Consider the following 14559-nt stretch of genomic DNA (forward strand, 5'->3'; position numbering starts at 1 on the left):
ACGTATGGTAATGCTGCGCACAACAGTGAATGTTGCCCCGCCCCGTTGACACAGCGCTGTGAGCGTTCGGTGCAAATTCCGACAGCGGACGAGCCATCGACGGGGGAGCAATCGGTGGTTTCGAGACGTGACCGTCGACAATTGGACGGATGGTAAAAACGGGAACGATGGGACACAGTTATCTGCCCGCTCTGGTAACGTCTCGAGTATGAGTCACAGCATCGCAATGTGGGCCGTCTGTGAGGTGGCAGCATGCGCGTCGTAGCCAAGTTCGGCGGAACGAGTCTCGGCAGCGGGGATCGGATCAACCGTGCCGCGGACTCGGTCGCCGCCGCCGTCGAGGACGGCCACGAGATCGCCGTCGTCGCTAGCGCGATGGGGTCGACCACCGACGACCTGCTCGACGAGATCACCTTCGAGACTGACGAAGCCGACCGTGCTCAGATCGTCAGTATGGGCGAGCGGACGTCGGTCCGGATGCTCAAGGCCGCGCTGTCGGCCCGCGGGATCGACGCGACCTTCTTAGAGCCGGGCAGTGACGAGTGGCCTATCGTCACCGACGAGTACGGCGAGGTCGACGTCGAGGAGACCCAGCGTCGTGCCCAGGAGGTCGCAGCGGAGATGGACGGGACCGTGCCGGTCATCACTGGCTTCCTCGCGGAGGGACCTGACGGCTCGATCACGACGCTCGGTCGCGGTGGCTCCGACACCACGGCAGTCATGATGGGCAAGTACATGGACGCCGACGAGGTCGTCATCGTCACCGACGTCGAGGGCGTCATGACCGGCGACCCGAACGTCGTCGAAGGGGCCCGCAACGTCGGCGAGATTTCCGTCGACGAACTCCGGAACCTTTCGTTCCGCGGAGCCGAAGTCGTCGCACCCTCTGCGCTGTCGTACAAAGATGGCGGCCTCGATGTCCGCGTCGTCCACTACCAGCACGGTGACCTGCTGTCGGGCGGTACCAGCATCGAGGGCGAGTTCAAGAACCTCGTCGACCTGCGCGAGCGACCGCTGGCCTGTCTGACCGTCGCCGGCCGCGCGATCCGCAATCAGCCTGGGATCTTCAACCACCTCTCCGAGTCACTCGCCGAGAGCGAGATCAACATCGACGCCGTCGCCAGCGGGATGGACACCGTCACGTTCTACATCGACGAAGAGGAGGCCGAACGCGCCGAGAACATCCTCCACCGCGAGGTCATCGCCCGTGACGAACTCTCGAGTGTCACCGTCGACTCGCCGGTCGCCGTCGTCCGCGTCACCGGCGGCGAACTCCCCAACCAGCCGGGGATCATCAGCGAGATCGTCAATCCCCTCGCCGAGGCTCGGATCCAGCTCAACGACATCATCACCAGCGCGACCAGCGTCGCGCTGTTCGTCGACTGGGACGACCGCGAGGAGACCCTCGAGCTAACCCAGGACCTGTTCTAACCGGGCCGTTCGGCCCGCAGTTCCATCGATTACAGACTGATTTCTCGACGTGACAGTCATAGAGACGAACGTATTCACCCCGTAATCCAGCGGTAGCGCGTTCGTAACGAAGGGTGGGCGTGGTGACACTGTAGCCATGAGTACCGAACCGACAGTAACGGAGGTCTTCGCGGAGATCGACCCCGATCCGGACGCGATCCTCGCAGCCCACGACGCGGACGATCCGGACGCGCTCCTCGCGAGTGGCGGTGAGCACGACCCGAGTACCGACGAGGCGGTCGACGCCGACGACGTGACGGCAGCCGACGTATTCGCGGACCTTCAGGCGGCCGCACGCGAGGTTACGGCCGCGACCGACCGGCGTGACGACCGCGACTGCGACGACGGATCCGACGCCGGGTCCAACCTCGAACTCGTCGGCCCGGGGCCGACCGAGACGAGAATTCCATCCGATGCGTTCGGGGTCGGGTCCGACGCCGGAACCGAGACGGCCGACTTCTGCTGGGTTGGTGCGGGGACCGCCGGCGTACGACGCTGACCCGGTCGGCTCGCGCTTCCTCGAGCCGTCCGACCGACGAACCCGTCCACTAGCGGACGGAGTTGCACCCCGGTTGTCGAGTCGGTCCGACGGCACCCGGTTTTTCTCACTCGATTTGAACTGGTCGGCCGTCGAGGGGATCGATATGGTCGCGTACAAATCGAAGATGGTCGAGCGGATCACCCTCCCGTCGCGAGACCAGCGAGAGCGGGCCCTCGAGGCGGCCGGCTACAACGTCTTCAACCTCGACGCCGAAGCGGTGTTCGTCGATCTGCTCACCGACAGTGGCACGGGCGCGATGAGCGACGCCCAGTGGGCCGCGCTGATCAGGGGTGACGAGGCCTACGCGGGGTCGCGCAGTTTCGACCGGCTCGAGTCAGCCGTCGCGGACGTGATGGGGTTCGACCACGTCGTGCCGGCCCACCAGGGACGCGGCGCGGAGAACGTCCTCTACGGTACCGTGCTCTCGGCAGGCGACGTCGCGCTCAACAACACGCACTTCGATACGACCCGCGCCCACGTCGCGAACCAGGATGCCGACCCGGTCGACTGCCCGGTCCCGGAGGCACACGACCCCGACGCGGACGCGCCGTTCAAGGGGAACCTCTCGCTCGAGCGGGCCCGATCGGTCGTCGACGAGGTCGGCGCCGAGCGGGTGCCACTCGTAATCCAGACGATCACGAACAACTCCGCGGCGGGCCAGCCGGTCAGCGTCGCGAACACCCGTCGCGTTCGCGAGTTCGCCGACGAGATCGACGCGACGTTCGTGATCGACGCCTGCCGATTCGCGGAGAACGCCTACTTCGTCACACAGCGGGAAGCCGAGTTCGCGTCGGCGACGGTCGCCGAGGTGGCTCGCGAGCAACTCGGCTACGCCGACGCGGTCGTCATGAGCGGCAAGAAAGACGGGCTGGCGAACGTCGGTGGCTTCGTCGCGACCGACGACGAGTCGCTGTTCGAGCAGTGCAAACAGCGCGCGATCCTCTACGAGGGCTTCCCCACCTACGGTGGGATGGCCGGCCGCGACGTCGCCGCGCTGGCCGTTGGCCTGCGCGAGGCCGTCGAGGAGTCGTATCTCGAGGACCGGATCGCAAGTGTCCGCGACCTCGGCTCACGGCTCGCAGAGGTCGGCATCCCGGTCTACACCCCGACGAGTGGCCATGCGGTCTATCTCGACGCCGGGGCCGCGTTCCCGCACGTGCCTGCCAACGAGTTCCCGGGGCAGGCGCTGGTCTGTGAACTCTACCGCGAAGGCGGGGTTCGGGGGGTCGAACTCGGAAGCTTCGCCTTCCCCGAGACCGACCGGCCTGAACTCGTCCGGCTCGCGGTGCCGCGTCGCACCTATCACCGCGAGCACTTCGATCACGTCGTCGAGACCGCCGCAGCCGTTCTCGAGGACCGCCGCGACGTGGCCGGATTCGAGATCGTCTCCAATCCCTCGATGCCGGAACTTCGTCATTTCACGGCGCGTCTCGAGCCGTGCCCGACCTAAGTCGAACCCGAACGCGGCCCCGCTACAGGCTCGCGAGAACGCCGCGGGCGCGATCCCGCAGTGTCGGTTCCGGTTCTGGTTCCGACCGACCGAGTTGTTGCTTCGCGACCGAACGCAGTCCCGACCGCGCGGCCTCCGAGCGCATCGCGTCGGCCACCCAGTCGGGAACCTGTGACTCGAGTTCCTGTCGCTTCTGGGCTTTCATCTTGCTGAACCGGCGCAGCGCCAGGCCGGCGCCGAGAAACAGGCCGGCATCGAGCAACTCGCGTCGGAACCGATCCCGGTCGTTGCGAACCGCGATCGCTTTCACCAGTGAGAGGGCACCGATCGCCAGATAGACCTTCGAACTCTTCGACGGATCGCCGCTGAGCATCCCTTGGAGCGCCATGCGGCAGTGGCTACCACGTTCTCGCTGATAAAGTTCCGCCGGCAGGAGACGGCCCCCGGCGGCAGTCGCGCTCAGACGGGCTGCCGTCACGAGTTGCCGGTGCACCCGCAGGACGGTCGCGGGTGCGCCGATACTGACTGACAGCGGTCCGGATGACAGGAGTCCGTATCAGACGCGGTCGACCGTGATGATGCCCCGGTAGCGCTGCTCGTCGATCGGCTCGATCGAAAACCCCAGCCGCTCGTAGAACGGGCGGACGCCGTCGTCGAACCGCACAGTGAGTCGGCCTTCGCGCTCGAGCGCCGTTTCGATCAGTGCCGAGCCGATTCCGCGTCCCCGATGGCGACGCCGGACGCCGACTGCGCCGACGTGGGCTCCGGACTTGCGCTCGAGGGGCTCGAGGACGACCGTTCCGAGGATTCGGTCGGTGGCGTCGCCATCACGCGCCGATCCACCGCGTCGATCGCCGCCCACAAAGACGTCGCCAGCGTCGATTCGCCCCTCGACGTCGCCGGGTTCGAGCAACGCGGCGTCGAGGATGCGCCGGACCTCGAGGGCGTCGTCGGTGGTGGCTGTGCGGACGAACATTCGTTCGGAGCATCGACGGCGTGCGTCAACAACGCGTCGGTTGCGGGTCGGTGTCGGAGGACTGCAGAGCTGCTGGCGACGCGTGACCGCGCTCGCGTTCGTGGCAAGCATCGCGGGCCTGGCCGACGGCGCTGTCCAGCACGGTGGTCGCGAACGGAGACGGGACGGCGGCTACCGCAGTTCGACCAGTGTCGATTCGATAACTGAATGTCGTCTTCGGATCGAATTTCGCGTGCGTGGTAACGGTTAAGTGGTGCTCTGTGGTATCTGTTATCAAGGACCGACATATCACGGTTTCCCACTGACGGTCGGTCGAATCACGATCGATCGGAACGCGATTTCCGAAGTGAGACACCAAACACCGATGTGAACGCCCGTGAGCCTGATTGCAATACTCGACGTCGCACACCCGGATCTCGCCTTGACGCCGACGATCCGCGACTGCCCGAACGTCTCTATCGAGGTCGTCCCTCACTCCACCACGGATCCAGAGACCGGACTGTTCTTCTATCTCGTCGAGGGTGCGAACGACACGTTCGAGGACGTCCTCGATCGCGATCACACGGTTGCAGACTGGATGCTCGTCGACGATCTCGGCTCGACGCGCATCTATCGGCTCCAGCATACCGAGGAGACCGTCCTCATCTCGCCGATGACGACCGAACTCGGTGGACTGTTGTTGCAAGCGGAGAGCACTGATCGGGGCTGGACCAACCGTCTCCACCTCCCCGATCGCGAAGCGCTCGCGGCGCTGTGGGAGTGCTGTGAGGAGTCGAACATCTCGTTCGAACTCCACCGGATGTTCCGCCACGAGGCGTGGACCAGCGAGACCGTCCCGGAGTTGACCGACGAGCAACGCGTCGCGCTGGTGACCGCCCACGAGGAAGGGTACTTCGAAGAGCCCCGCGACACCTCCCTCGAGGAACTCGCCGATCACCTCGATATCTCGCCGACGGCCGTCGGCGGACGCATCCGTCGCGGAACCGGCCAACTCGTCGAGACGCTTCTCGAGGACTGACGACCGTGACGAACGACCGGTCGCCTCAGACGGCGGCGAGGTGATCGTCGCGAGGCTCGTAGAGTGCCCCGGTCATCCGTACGTCGTAGATCGCCGCGAGCGTGTCGCCGACGGAGAGCCCTTGTTCGCGCATCGCCGTGGCGACGATGCCGATCGGAATGCCGTCTTCGTAGCGCGTCTCGAGGTCGGCGACGACGGTCTCAAGGTCGCCGTCGGCTGGGGGGTCGAACGCGAGCTCGGCACGCGTGATAGTCACGTCGTGGCCCGTCTGCCGATGATGGCGGCGGTAGAAGTCGACGATCTCGTTCGCCGAGTCGAGCTCCGTCTCGACGCCGCAGTCCTCACACGCGACCGTGAACGCGGATCGTTGTCGTTGGGTCATGGCGAAGGCTGTGGCTCGATTACGCCTCGTAGGCCTCCTGTGCGAGGCGGTGCAATTTGTGGACGGTGTGTTCGTTCGGTCCGAGCCTGGCCTGGGCGATCGCGCCCGACTCGAGACCGCGTTGCTGACGCTCGACGAGTTCGAAGTCCTCCTCCTGGATCTGTCTGCTCGTCCGGATGAACTCCGCTTCCTCCTCGCTCAAGTCGGAGTCCTTGAAGTAGTAGTCCGCGACGAGCTGGAACCGTCCCTCGTCGATGGGATCGATGATGTAGGTGCCGTAGCCGTCGGCGGTCCCGTACATGTTGAACGTGAAGTTCGGCCAGAAGTAGTAGAACTTCGCCTCGTGCTCTTCGTGGATGCGCATCTCGTCGTCGACGTCCTCCTTATGCTGGTAGTGAAGGATCCAGTGGTAGTCGTTGACCTCGAGTTCGGATTCGAGCAGTTCGAGGTCCTGGACCCAGTCTTGATGGTTGGCCTGGCAGTGGTCGCACTCGGAGTAGTTGCCGCCGAAGACCTTCCAGTTGCACTCGACCTCCGAGACGATGCGCCGGGCGAGCTGGTACTCCTCGATCGGGAGCGCCTCGAGTTCGTCTTTCATCGTCCCGGCCTGGTCGGCGAGGGACATCGGCTCCTCGGCGAAGTTGACGAAGACGAGGGGCCCGATCCGGTCGGTGTGGACCTCCATGAGGGCGTTTTCCTCGGCGTCGAGCTCGGGGACCTCTTCGTCCTCGAGGTCGGGGTTCAGCCGCGCGTCCTCGAAACTCTTTGGCGTGCTCGCGAGGTCGCCGTCCAGATCGTACGTCCAGAGGTGGTACGGACACTGGATTCGGCTTGCGTTGCCCGGATCGGTCATCGGCGTCTCTTCGACCATCGCGGAGCCCCGATGTGCACAGACGTTGTAAAACGCCTGAACGTCGCCGTCGTGGCTGCGAACGACGATGATCTCTCGATCACCGATCGTCCGGGTGAAGAAATCACCCGGCTCCGGAATGCAGTTCGCGTGTCCCGCGTATACCCAGTACTGGCCGAAAACCGCCTCTTTCTCCATCTCGTGGACATCCGGGTCGGTAAAGTACCGCGCCGGCAAGGCGTTCGTCTCGTCGGTGATGTCGGGACTGACCGGTTCGATCTCGTCGCGACCGTTGTTCCACTGTGACATACTATGTGGTGTGGCTTGCCGTATCACTCAATAAGGGTTGATCGCAGGTAGTTCGTACGTATAAGTGATGGGGGACGACCGCAGCGTCCGGGGGTCGTCGACGGGTCGAGAGATGGTTCACGACCTGCTCTCGGTGACGAACGATCGACGTTCCGGCCTCTATCCACCGACGGTTCAAAAAGGTACGATATGAGACAGACTAACAATCAAGGGATACGTCGTCGAAATCGACGGCAGTATGAGTACGACAGGTGGCCGGCACGATGTCGTCGTCATCGGCGTCGGCGGGATGGGCAGTGCGACGACGTACCACCTCGCCGACCGCGGATACGACGTGCTGGGACTCGAGCGCTACGACGTGCCCCACACGATGGGGTCGTCACACGGCATTACGCGCATTATACGGCGCGCCTACTACGAACATCCCTCTTATATTCCGCTTATCGAGCGCGCGTACGAACTATGGGACGATCTCGCGGCCGAGACCGGTCGCGAGGTGCTTCACCGGACGGGATCGATCGACGCCGGCCCCGAGGGCAACGTCGTCTTCGAGGGCTCGCTGCGCTCGTGCGAGGAACACGACATCCCCCACGAAGTGCTCACGAGCGAGCAGGTCTCCGAGCGGTTCCCTGGATACGACCTTCCGGACGGCCACCGGGCGCTGTACCAGCCCGACGGCGGGTTCGTCGTCCCTGAACAGTCGATCATCGGCCACGTCGAACGAGCACAGGCAGCAGGTGCCGACATCCGTGCCCGCGAACGGGTCCTCGAGTGGGAGCCGACGCCCGACGGCGGCGTCCGCGTCGAGACCGACCGCGGCACCTACGACGCCGAAAAGATGGTACTCGCCGCCGGGGCCTGGAACTACAAGTTCACCGACGCGCTTTCCGGCCTCGCGGTCCCCGAACGGCAGGTGCTAGGCTGGTTCCAGCCCGAGCGCCCGGCGACGTTCGAACCCGCGAATTTCCCCGTCTGGAACCTCAAAGTGCCCGAGGGCCGGTTCTACGGGCTGCCGGTCTACGACGTGCCAGGGTTCAAGATCGGCAAGTACCATCACCGCGACGAGCAGGTCGATCCGGACGACTACGACACCGAACCGAACCGCGAGGACGAACGGCTCCTCCGTGAGGTCACGGCGAATTACTTCCCCGAGGCTGCCGGGCCGACGATGCGACTCGCGACCTGCATGTTCACGAACTCCCCCGACGAGCACTTCATCCTCGATACGCTCCCCGACCATCCGCAGGTGGCCATCGGAGCGGGCTTCTCGGGTCACGGCTTCAAGTTCGCCAGCGTCATCGGCGAGATCCTCGCCGATCTCGCGGCCGACGGCGACACCGACCACCCGATCGAGATGTTTCGATTGGATCGATTCGACGACTGATCGCTCCCTTCCGTCTCCGATTTCGTCGGCTCGAGTCGATGGCCGCCGGCTAATAGAGTCACCACTGACAGTCACTGCACGCCCGATCGCACGACGGGAGTGCGTTCGGAGCGGGCACCGGGAGCGAGACCGCAGACTGTGCGATCGGTGTGGAAATCGGTTCAGCTGCTACTATAGCTCGGCCTGCCGTCAGGCGCCGGATCGGCCGGCGGCGGCCGGTCTGTCTGTGGGGTTGTTATAGGCCACAGATTATTCACCCGGATAGCTATGCTCGGTCGTCTGGCAGTAATTGTGTCACATGAGTACAGGGAACACACTTCCTGATAGCGCAGGAACTGTCATCGTCGGCGCCGGCTGTGTCGGCTGTAGCGCCGCCTACCACCTGACCCAGCTCGGTCGCGAGGACATCGCCGTCGTCGATCAGGGTCCGCTGTTCGAGACCGGGGGCTCCACCTCTCACGCCCCCGGGCTGGTGTTCCAGACGGGCGGCTCCAAGCTGATGACGCGGATGGCGTCGTACACGCGTGAGTTATACGAGGACCTCGAGAGCTTCCGGACGTGTGGCGGCATCGAGGTCGCCTACACCCAGGACCGCTGGGACTTCCTGAAACGAAAACGCGAGCGTGGCCAGGCCTACGGTATCGAGGGTGGAGAACTCCTCTCGCCCGACGCGGTCGCCGACCGCGTTCCCCAAATCGACCCCGAAACCATCCACGGCGGCTACTACGTCCCGACGGACGGGAAAGCGCACGCCGTTGACGCTTCGGCGACGATGGCCGAGCGCGCTCGAGCCGCTGGGGCCGAGTTCTACGGCGAGACGACGGTGACGGACCTCGAGGTCGAGGGCGGCGAGATTCAGGCGGTCGTCACCGACCGCGGCCGCATCGCGGCCGACGAGGTACTGCTGGCCACGAACATCTGGGGGCCGCTGTTCGGCGACATGGTCGACGTCGATATCCCGCTCGTCCCCTGTGCCCACCAGTACCTCGTCTCGGACGACCTCCCCGAACTCGCCGGCGCGAGCCGCGAGATCGAACAGCCGCTGTTGCGCCACCAGGACCGCTCGCTGTACTTCCGCCAGCACGGCGAGCGCTACGGCATCGGCTCGTACAACCACGAACCGCTGCTGGTCGATCCCGAGGACATCTACGGGCCCGATCAACTCGAGGATCTGGGCCTCGAGTATCCCTCGCTGCGGGAGTTCACTGCGGAGCATTTCTACGAAAACACCCATCCAGATCACGAGCAGACGGCCTACGACGCGGCCTGTGAACTCGTCCCCTCGCTGCGAGACGCCGAATTCGAGTCCGCAATCAACGGAATGTTCTGTTTCACTCCCGACGGGATGCCGATCCTCGGCCCGACGGAGGAGATCGACGGCCTCTGGTGGGCGCTCGCGATCTGGGTCACCCAGTCGGGCGGCGCGGGAAGCGTCGTCGCTCACTGGATGGAAGACGGCGTCCCCCGTCTCGACGGCGAGCGCGTCGACGCCACGGGCGCACACCTCTCGCGGTTCCAGCCCCACACGGGCTCGCGGGAGTACACGCGGGGCCGCGGCGCACAGCAGTACCAGGAGGTCTACCAGCTGATCCACCCGCGCGAGCAGCCCGAGGGACAGCGCGGGCTCCGCCGAAGTCCGTTCTACGGACGTCAGGACGAACTCGGCGCGGAGTTCTACGACTCCGGCGGCTGGGAGACGCCGCAGTGGTACGAGACGAACGAGGCGCTGCTCGAGGAGTACGACGTACCCGACCGGCCGGACTGGCTCGATCGCAACTGGTCGAAGGCTCAGGGTGTCGAGCACCAGGCTGTCCGCGATCGCGTCGCGATGGTCGACATGACAACCTACACTGGGATCGAGGTGACCGGCGACGGTGCGACCGACCTCCTCCAGCGGCTGCTGACGAACGATATCGACGTTTCGCCGGGCCGAATCCGTTACGCCGCGATGTGCAACGAGGACGGCGGGGTTCTCGCCGACGTAACGGTCGCACGGTTCGCAGACGATCGATACATGGTGTTTACCGGCGGGGGCAACTCCGCGACGCTGCACTCGCGGTGGATCCGCGAGCACGCGCCCGACGACGGCTCCGTTGCGGTGACGACCCACGACTCGAGCATGTGCGGAATCGGCGTCTTCGGCCCCGACGCACGCAACGTCCTGTCGTCACTCGTCGAGACGGATCTCTCGAACGACGCCTTCCCCTTCTACACCGCCCAGGAGACCTATCTCGAGAGCATCCCGGTCACGATGCTTCGGCTCTCTTACGCGGGCGAACTCGGCTGGGAACTGTATGCGCCGATGGAGTACGGCGCGCAACTGTGGGAGACGATCGAGGACGCCGGCGAGGAGTACGGCATCGTCCCGATGGGCTGGGAAGCGCTCGATTCGACGAGCATGGAGAAAGGGTTCCGGCTGTGGGGCACCGACATTACTCCCGAGTACAACCCTTACGAGGCCGGAATCGGCTTCGCGGTCGACCTCGAGACCGATTTTGTTGGGAAAGAGGCGCTGCTCGAGGCCAAAGAGACGGGCATCGATCGCAAGATCGCCCCGATCACGCTCGACGAGCCCGGAACCGTTGTCGATGCAGGGCACCCAGTGCTCGATCCCGACAGCGGTGACGTCCTCGGCGATGTCGTTCGCGCCGACTACGGCTACACGGTCGACGCCGGGATCGCCTACGCCTACCTGCCGGTCGAGTACGCCGAGGCGGGATGTGATGTCGAGATCAGCTACGAGAACGAGCGCCACGCCGCGACGGTCCGGGACGAGCCGCTGTTCGATCCCGACCGCGAGAAAATGATCCGTTGACAACCATGAGTCAGGAGTACAGCAGTGTCGACATCGCCGACATCGAAGCGGCCCGCGACCGACTCGACGACGAGTCGGTCGTCAAACACACGCCGGTCGAACGGAGCACCTCGCTCGACGAGCTGACCGGCGGCGAGGTCCACCTCAAGATGGAGCACCTCCAGTGGACGGGCTCGTTCAAAACGCGCGGCGCGTACAACAAGATCGCACAGTGCGTCGCCGATGGAGAGACAGATCGGGTCGTCGCGGCCAGCGCTGGCAATCACGCACAGGGCGTCGCGCTCGCAGCAACGGAACTCGGCGTCGACTCGACGATCGTCATGCCCCGTGGTGCACCCCAGGCGAAGGTCGAGGCGACCCGGGGCTACGGTGCCGACGTCGAACTCGTCGGCGACGACTTCCGCGAGGCGATGGATCACGCCAAGGGGCTCGTCGACGACGAGCGGACGACGTTCGTCCACGCCTACGACGATCCGGCGATCGTCGCCGGGCAGGGGACGCTCGGCCTCGAGATGTACGAGGACCTCCCGTCGGTCGACACCGTGGTTGTCCCGATCGGCGGCGGCGGGCTCATCTCCGGGATAGCGACGGCGTTCGCCGACTGTTCACCCGAAACGCGCATCGTCGGCGTGCAGGCAAGCGGCGCAGCGACCGTCGCAGAGAGCCTTCGCAAGGGAACGCCCGTCGCACTCGATTCCGTGGATACGATCGCGGACGGCATCGCGACCGGCGGCATTTCGGAACTGACGCTCTCGCTGATCGACGAGCACGTCGACGAGGTCGTCACCGTCACCGACGGCGAAATTGCCCGGGCAGTGTTGCTGTTGCTCGAGCGCGCCAAACAGGTCGTCGAGGGTGCCGGCGCGGCGTCGGTCGCCGCGATCATCAGCGACGAACTCGACGTCGCGGGCGAGACGGTGATGCCGCTGCTGTGTGGCGGCAACCTCGATATGACGATGTTACAGACGGTGCTCGTCCACGCGCTGACCGACCGTGAGCAACTGCTGCGGTTGCGCGTGCGGATCGACGACCGGCCAGGCAAGATGGAGGACGTCTCCGGTATCATCGCCGAACACGGCGCGAACATTCAGACCGTTCGTCACGACCGCTCGGCACCCGAACTCGACGTGGGTGAGGCGCATCTCGTCTTCCAGATCGAGACCAGCGGCTCGAGCCAGTCGCGGACGATCGTTCGGTCGATTCGCGACCACGGCTACGAGGTCCGCCACGTCAACGCTTGATACGGTCTGCTGTCACGATGTACCAGTGCAACCGCAGTGCAGGTCGCAGTTACACTGGAACTGACTGGCAGTAGTCCGTATGAGGCGGTTTGCTGTCCCGAGTGGCCGGTGCGACCGCAAGACGCTCGCGGTTGCACCGGAACTAACGTACAGTAGTCTGTATGACGATTTTCGTCTCAGTGTCGAACCGGTTCGGTCGACGATTAAAAGTAACGCTGATTATTAAGATGAACCTTGATTGTGGATGTTGTTATCTCTCACCATGGTGTATGGAATCATGGTATGTAATGGCACAGAGCCTGTGCCGGTACAGCACGACGGTGTATCCGGCGATCTGACCGCGTGTGTACTCGACCTGAATCGAACAGACAGACGAGACGCGGCACGCCACGGGCGTGTGATCCGCAATGAGTGAGCGCGATTCGGACGGCGCGGTCGGAACGTTCCTCGACGAACTCGATCCGACCGTCTTCGGGATCGGCTTCGTCATCGCCGTGCTGGTCGTCGCGGCGTTCCTGTTCTGGGAGAGTCGCACGCTCGAGTTCATGGAGGGAACCAACGAGTTCCTCTGGACGAGTTTCGGTTGGGCGTACCTCGTGTCGATGTTCGCCCTCGTGGCGTTCGTGTTGTACCTGATCCTCGGCCCGTGGGGCAACATCAAGTTGGGTGAGGAAGACGAGGATCCGGAGTTCAGCTTCCTCGCGTACTTCGCGATGTTGTACTCGGCGGGGATCGCCGCCGGCATCGTCTTCTGGGGGCCAGCGGAGGCGATCTTCCACTACTCATCCCCCTCGCCGTTCTCGGGTGTCGAAGCTGAGTCGACGGCCGCCGCCGTCAGCGCACTCCAGTACACGTTCTTCCACTGGGGGCTCTCGGCGTGGTCGGCGTACGTGATCGTAGCGATTCCGATCGCCTACTTCGTTTATCGCAGGGACGCGCCAATGCGGATCTCGACGATCATCGGGCCCATCGTCGGGTTCGACAACCTCGACAGTCCCTGGGCGAAACTCGTGGACATCCTCGCCGTCTTCGCGACGATCGGCGGCATCGCGACGACGCTTGGCCTGGTCGGGAATCAGTTCCTCGTCGGTCTCGAGTACGCCGGCGGCGTCGCTTTCGGCGACGCGGGGACCGTCCTCGTGATCACGGGGTTCACCGTGGCCTTCACCGTCTCGGTCGCACTCGGCGTCGAGCGCGGGATCCGCCGCATTTCGTACTTCAACATGGGACTGTTCGCCGTCCTGACGGGCGCAGCGTTTATCCTCGGACCGACGGTGTACATCATGACCGTCGGCACCCAAGCGCTGGGGGCGTACGTCAACGAGTTCATTTCGATGAGCCTCTACATGGGCGCGGGCGAAACCGGCGGCCAGGGAGCCGACGCCGGCTTCGTCGGCGCCTGGACCGTCTTCTATTGGGCATGGTGGTTCTCCTGGGCCCCGTTCGTCGGCCTGTTTATTGCCCGGATCTCTCGCGGGCGGACCGTCAGACAGGTCGCCGCGACCGGCGTCGTCGCCTCGACGGCCGTCACGATCCCCTGGTTCGCGACGATGGGCGGCACCTCGATTTTCATGCAGTCGAACGGTCAGGCCGACATCCTCGGCACGCTCGAGGCCTGGGGCTTCGAGGAGGCCGTCGCCGGCTACCCGCTGTTCGAGGCGCTGCCGGCTGGTGAGGTACTCACCGCTCTCTTCCTGGTGTTAGTGACGACCTTCTTCGTGACGTCGGCGGACTCCTCGACGCTCGCGCTGGGAATGCTCACCACTGGCGGCAAACAGAAACCCTCGACGATCAACCGCGTCATCTGGGGCAGCCTCATGGGCGCGCTGGCCTCGCTGCTGATGGTCGCCGGCGGCACCTCGGCACTGCAACAGGCCGCGATCATCGCCGGTGGCCCCTTCGCGATCATCACGCTGCTCGCCGTCGGCGTCATGATCTGGGTCTTCGGCAGCCGCCGGGCGGTCTTCTTACGCGAGGAAGACCGGTCTACCACCACGACCGGGCCGGCCACCACTGACGACGATTGAAGCGATCGCAGACGACTATCACGTCCCCGTCGCTTCAGGTTCCGTCGACACACTCGCGCGATAATGAGTGCATGACGGATGCCCGCATGACGGATG

Annotated in this window: 12 protein-coding genes; 8 read left to right on the forward strand and 4 right to left on the reverse strand. The window is 64.8% G+C overall.

The features are described 5' to 3' along the window. Nucleotides 1-252: 252 nt before the first annotated feature. The 3 genes from ACFR99_RS17170 to ACFR99_RS17180 all read left to right on the forward strand — a co-directional run bounded on the left by ACFR99_RS17170 (nt 253) and on the right by ACFR99_RS17180 (nt 3461). Nucleotides 253-1431 (forward strand): aspartate kinase, encoded by a 1179-nt coding sequence (locus ACFR99_RS17170; RefSeq protein WP_390289929.1) that lies wholly within the window; start codon nt 253-255, stop codon nt 1429-1431. A 136-nt stretch (nt 1432-1567) separates the two neighbouring features. Next, nucleotides 1568-1969: a hypothetical protein gene (locus ACFR99_RS17175; protein ID WP_390289932.1), complete on the forward strand. Its 402-nt coding sequence runs from the start codon at nt 1568-1570 to the stop codon at nt 1967-1969. A gap of 145 nt (nt 1970-2114) precedes the next feature. Further along, entirely contained in the window at nt 2115-3461 is a 1347-nt protein-coding gene (locus ACFR99_RS17180; RefSeq protein ID WP_390289935.1) for a tryptophanase, read from the forward strand. A gap of 22 nt (nt 3462-3483) precedes the next feature. Here the strand turns inward: ACFR99_RS17180 and ACFR99_RS17185 are convergent, their stop codons facing one another. Further along, nucleotides 3484-3849 carry a hypothetical protein gene (locus ACFR99_RS17185; RefSeq protein ID WP_390289938.1) on the reverse strand — a complete coding sequence of 122 codons (366 nt, stop codon included), beginning with the start codon at nt 3847-3849 and terminating at the stop codon, nt 3484-3486. A gap of 168 nt (nt 3850-4017) precedes the next feature. Then, nucleotides 4018-4437: a GNAT family N-acetyltransferase gene (locus ACFR99_RS17190; protein WP_390289941.1), complete on the reverse strand. Its 420-nt coding sequence runs from the start codon at nt 4435-4437 to the stop codon at nt 4018-4020. A gap of 376 nt (nt 4438-4813) precedes the next feature. Here ACFR99_RS17190 and ACFR99_RS17195 point away from each other — a divergent pair, with 376 nt between their 5' ends. Next, entirely contained in the window at nt 4814-5455 is a 642-nt protein-coding gene (locus ACFR99_RS17195) for a helix-turn-helix domain-containing protein (RefSeq protein ID WP_390289944.1), read from the forward strand. 25 nt (nt 5456-5480) lie between these two features. On the opposite strand, the gene ACFR99_RS17200 is transcribed toward ACFR99_RS17195, so the two are convergent. Next, nucleotides 5481-5837 (reverse strand): hypothetical protein, encoded by a 357-nt coding sequence (locus tag ACFR99_RS17200; RefSeq protein WP_390289946.1) that lies wholly within the window; start codon nt 5835-5837, stop codon nt 5481-5483. 19 nt (nt 5838-5856) lie between these two features. Continuing rightward, a complete protein-coding gene (locus tag ACFR99_RS17205; RefSeq protein ID WP_390289949.1) occupies nt 5857-6996 on the reverse strand; it encodes an aromatic ring-hydroxylating oxygenase subunit alpha in 1140 nt (379 codons plus the stop codon). A 238-nt stretch (nt 6997-7234) separates the two neighbouring features. Between ACFR99_RS17205 and solA the strand changes: the two genes are divergently transcribed. The 4 genes from solA (at nt 7235) to ACFR99_RS17225 (ending at nt 14463) form a co-directional block, all read left to right on the forward strand. Further along, a complete protein-coding gene (gene solA / locus ACFR99_RS17210; RefSeq protein WP_390289952.1) occupies nt 7235-8380 on the forward strand; it encodes an N-methyl-L-tryptophan oxidase in 1146 nt (381 codons plus the stop codon). Nucleotides 8381-8678: 298 nt separating this feature from the next. Continuing rightward, nucleotides 8679-11195, forward strand: coding sequence for a GcvT family protein (locus ACFR99_RS17215; RefSeq protein WP_390289955.1), 2517 nt, complete (start codon nt 8679-8681; stop codon nt 11193-11195). A gap of 5 nt (nt 11196-11200) precedes the next feature. Continuing rightward, on the forward strand, nt 11201-12436 hold the full coding sequence (gene ilvA / locus ACFR99_RS17220) for a threonine ammonia-lyase (RefSeq protein ID WP_390289958.1): 1236 nt from the start codon (nt 11201-11203) through the stop codon (nt 12434-12436). A gap of 407 nt (nt 12437-12843) precedes the next feature. Beyond that, nucleotides 12844-14463: a BCCT family transporter gene (locus tag ACFR99_RS17225; protein ID WP_390289961.1), complete on the forward strand. Its 1620-nt coding sequence runs from the start codon at nt 12844-12846 to the stop codon at nt 14461-14463. Nucleotides 14464-14559 lie beyond the last annotated feature (96 nt).

It is taken from the genome of Haloarchaeobius amylolyticus, from assembly GCF_042678045.1.
GTDB classification, from domain to species: domain Archaea; phylum Halobacteriota; class Halobacteria; order Halobacteriales; family Natrialbaceae; genus Natrinema; species Natrinema amylolyticus_A.

What these genes read in the sequence shown, in the direction of transcription:
- ACFR99_RS17170 (WP_390289929.1), top strand. Translation starts at nt 253, where the DNA reads ATGCGCGTCGTAGCCAAGTTCGGCGGAACGAGTCTCGGCAGCGGGGAT.
- ACFR99_RS17175 (WP_390289932.1), top strand. Translation starts at nt 1,568, where the DNA reads ATGAGTACCGAACCGACAGTAACGGAGGTCTTCGCGGAGATCGACCCC.
- ACFR99_RS17180 (WP_390289935.1), top strand. Translation starts at nt 2,115, where the DNA reads ATGGTCGCGTACAAATCGAAGATGGTCGAGCGGATCACCCTCCCGTCG.
- ACFR99_RS17185 (WP_390289938.1), bottom strand. Translation starts at nt 3,849, where the DNA reads ATGGCGCTCCAAGGGATGCTCAGCGGCGATCCGTCGAAGAGTTCGAAG.
- ACFR99_RS17190 (WP_390289941.1), bottom strand. Translation starts at nt 4,437, where the DNA reads ATGTTCGTCCGCACAGCCACCACCGACGACGCCCTCGAGGTCCGGCGC.
- ACFR99_RS17200 (WP_390289946.1), bottom strand. Translation starts at nt 5,837, where the DNA reads ATGACCCAACGACAACGATCCGCGTTCACGGTCGCGTGTGAGGACTGC.
- ACFR99_RS17205 (WP_390289949.1), bottom strand. Translation starts at nt 6,996, where the DNA reads ATGTCACAGTGGAACAACGGTCGCGACGAGATCGAACCGGTCAGTCCC.
- solA (WP_390289952.1), top strand. Translation starts at nt 7,235, where the DNA reads ATGAGTACGACAGGTGGCCGGCACGATGTCGTCGTCATCGGCGTCGGC.
- ACFR99_RS17215 (WP_390289955.1), top strand. Translation starts at nt 8,679, where the DNA reads ATGAGTACAGGGAACACACTTCCTGATAGCGCAGGAACTGTCATCGTC.
- ilvA (WP_390289958.1), top strand. Translation starts at nt 11,201, where the DNA reads ATGAGTCAGGAGTACAGCAGTGTCGACATCGCCGACATCGAAGCGGCC.
- ACFR99_RS17225 (WP_390289961.1), top strand. Translation starts at nt 12,844, where the DNA reads ATGAGTGAGCGCGATTCGGACGGCGCGGTCGGAACGTTCCTCGACGAA.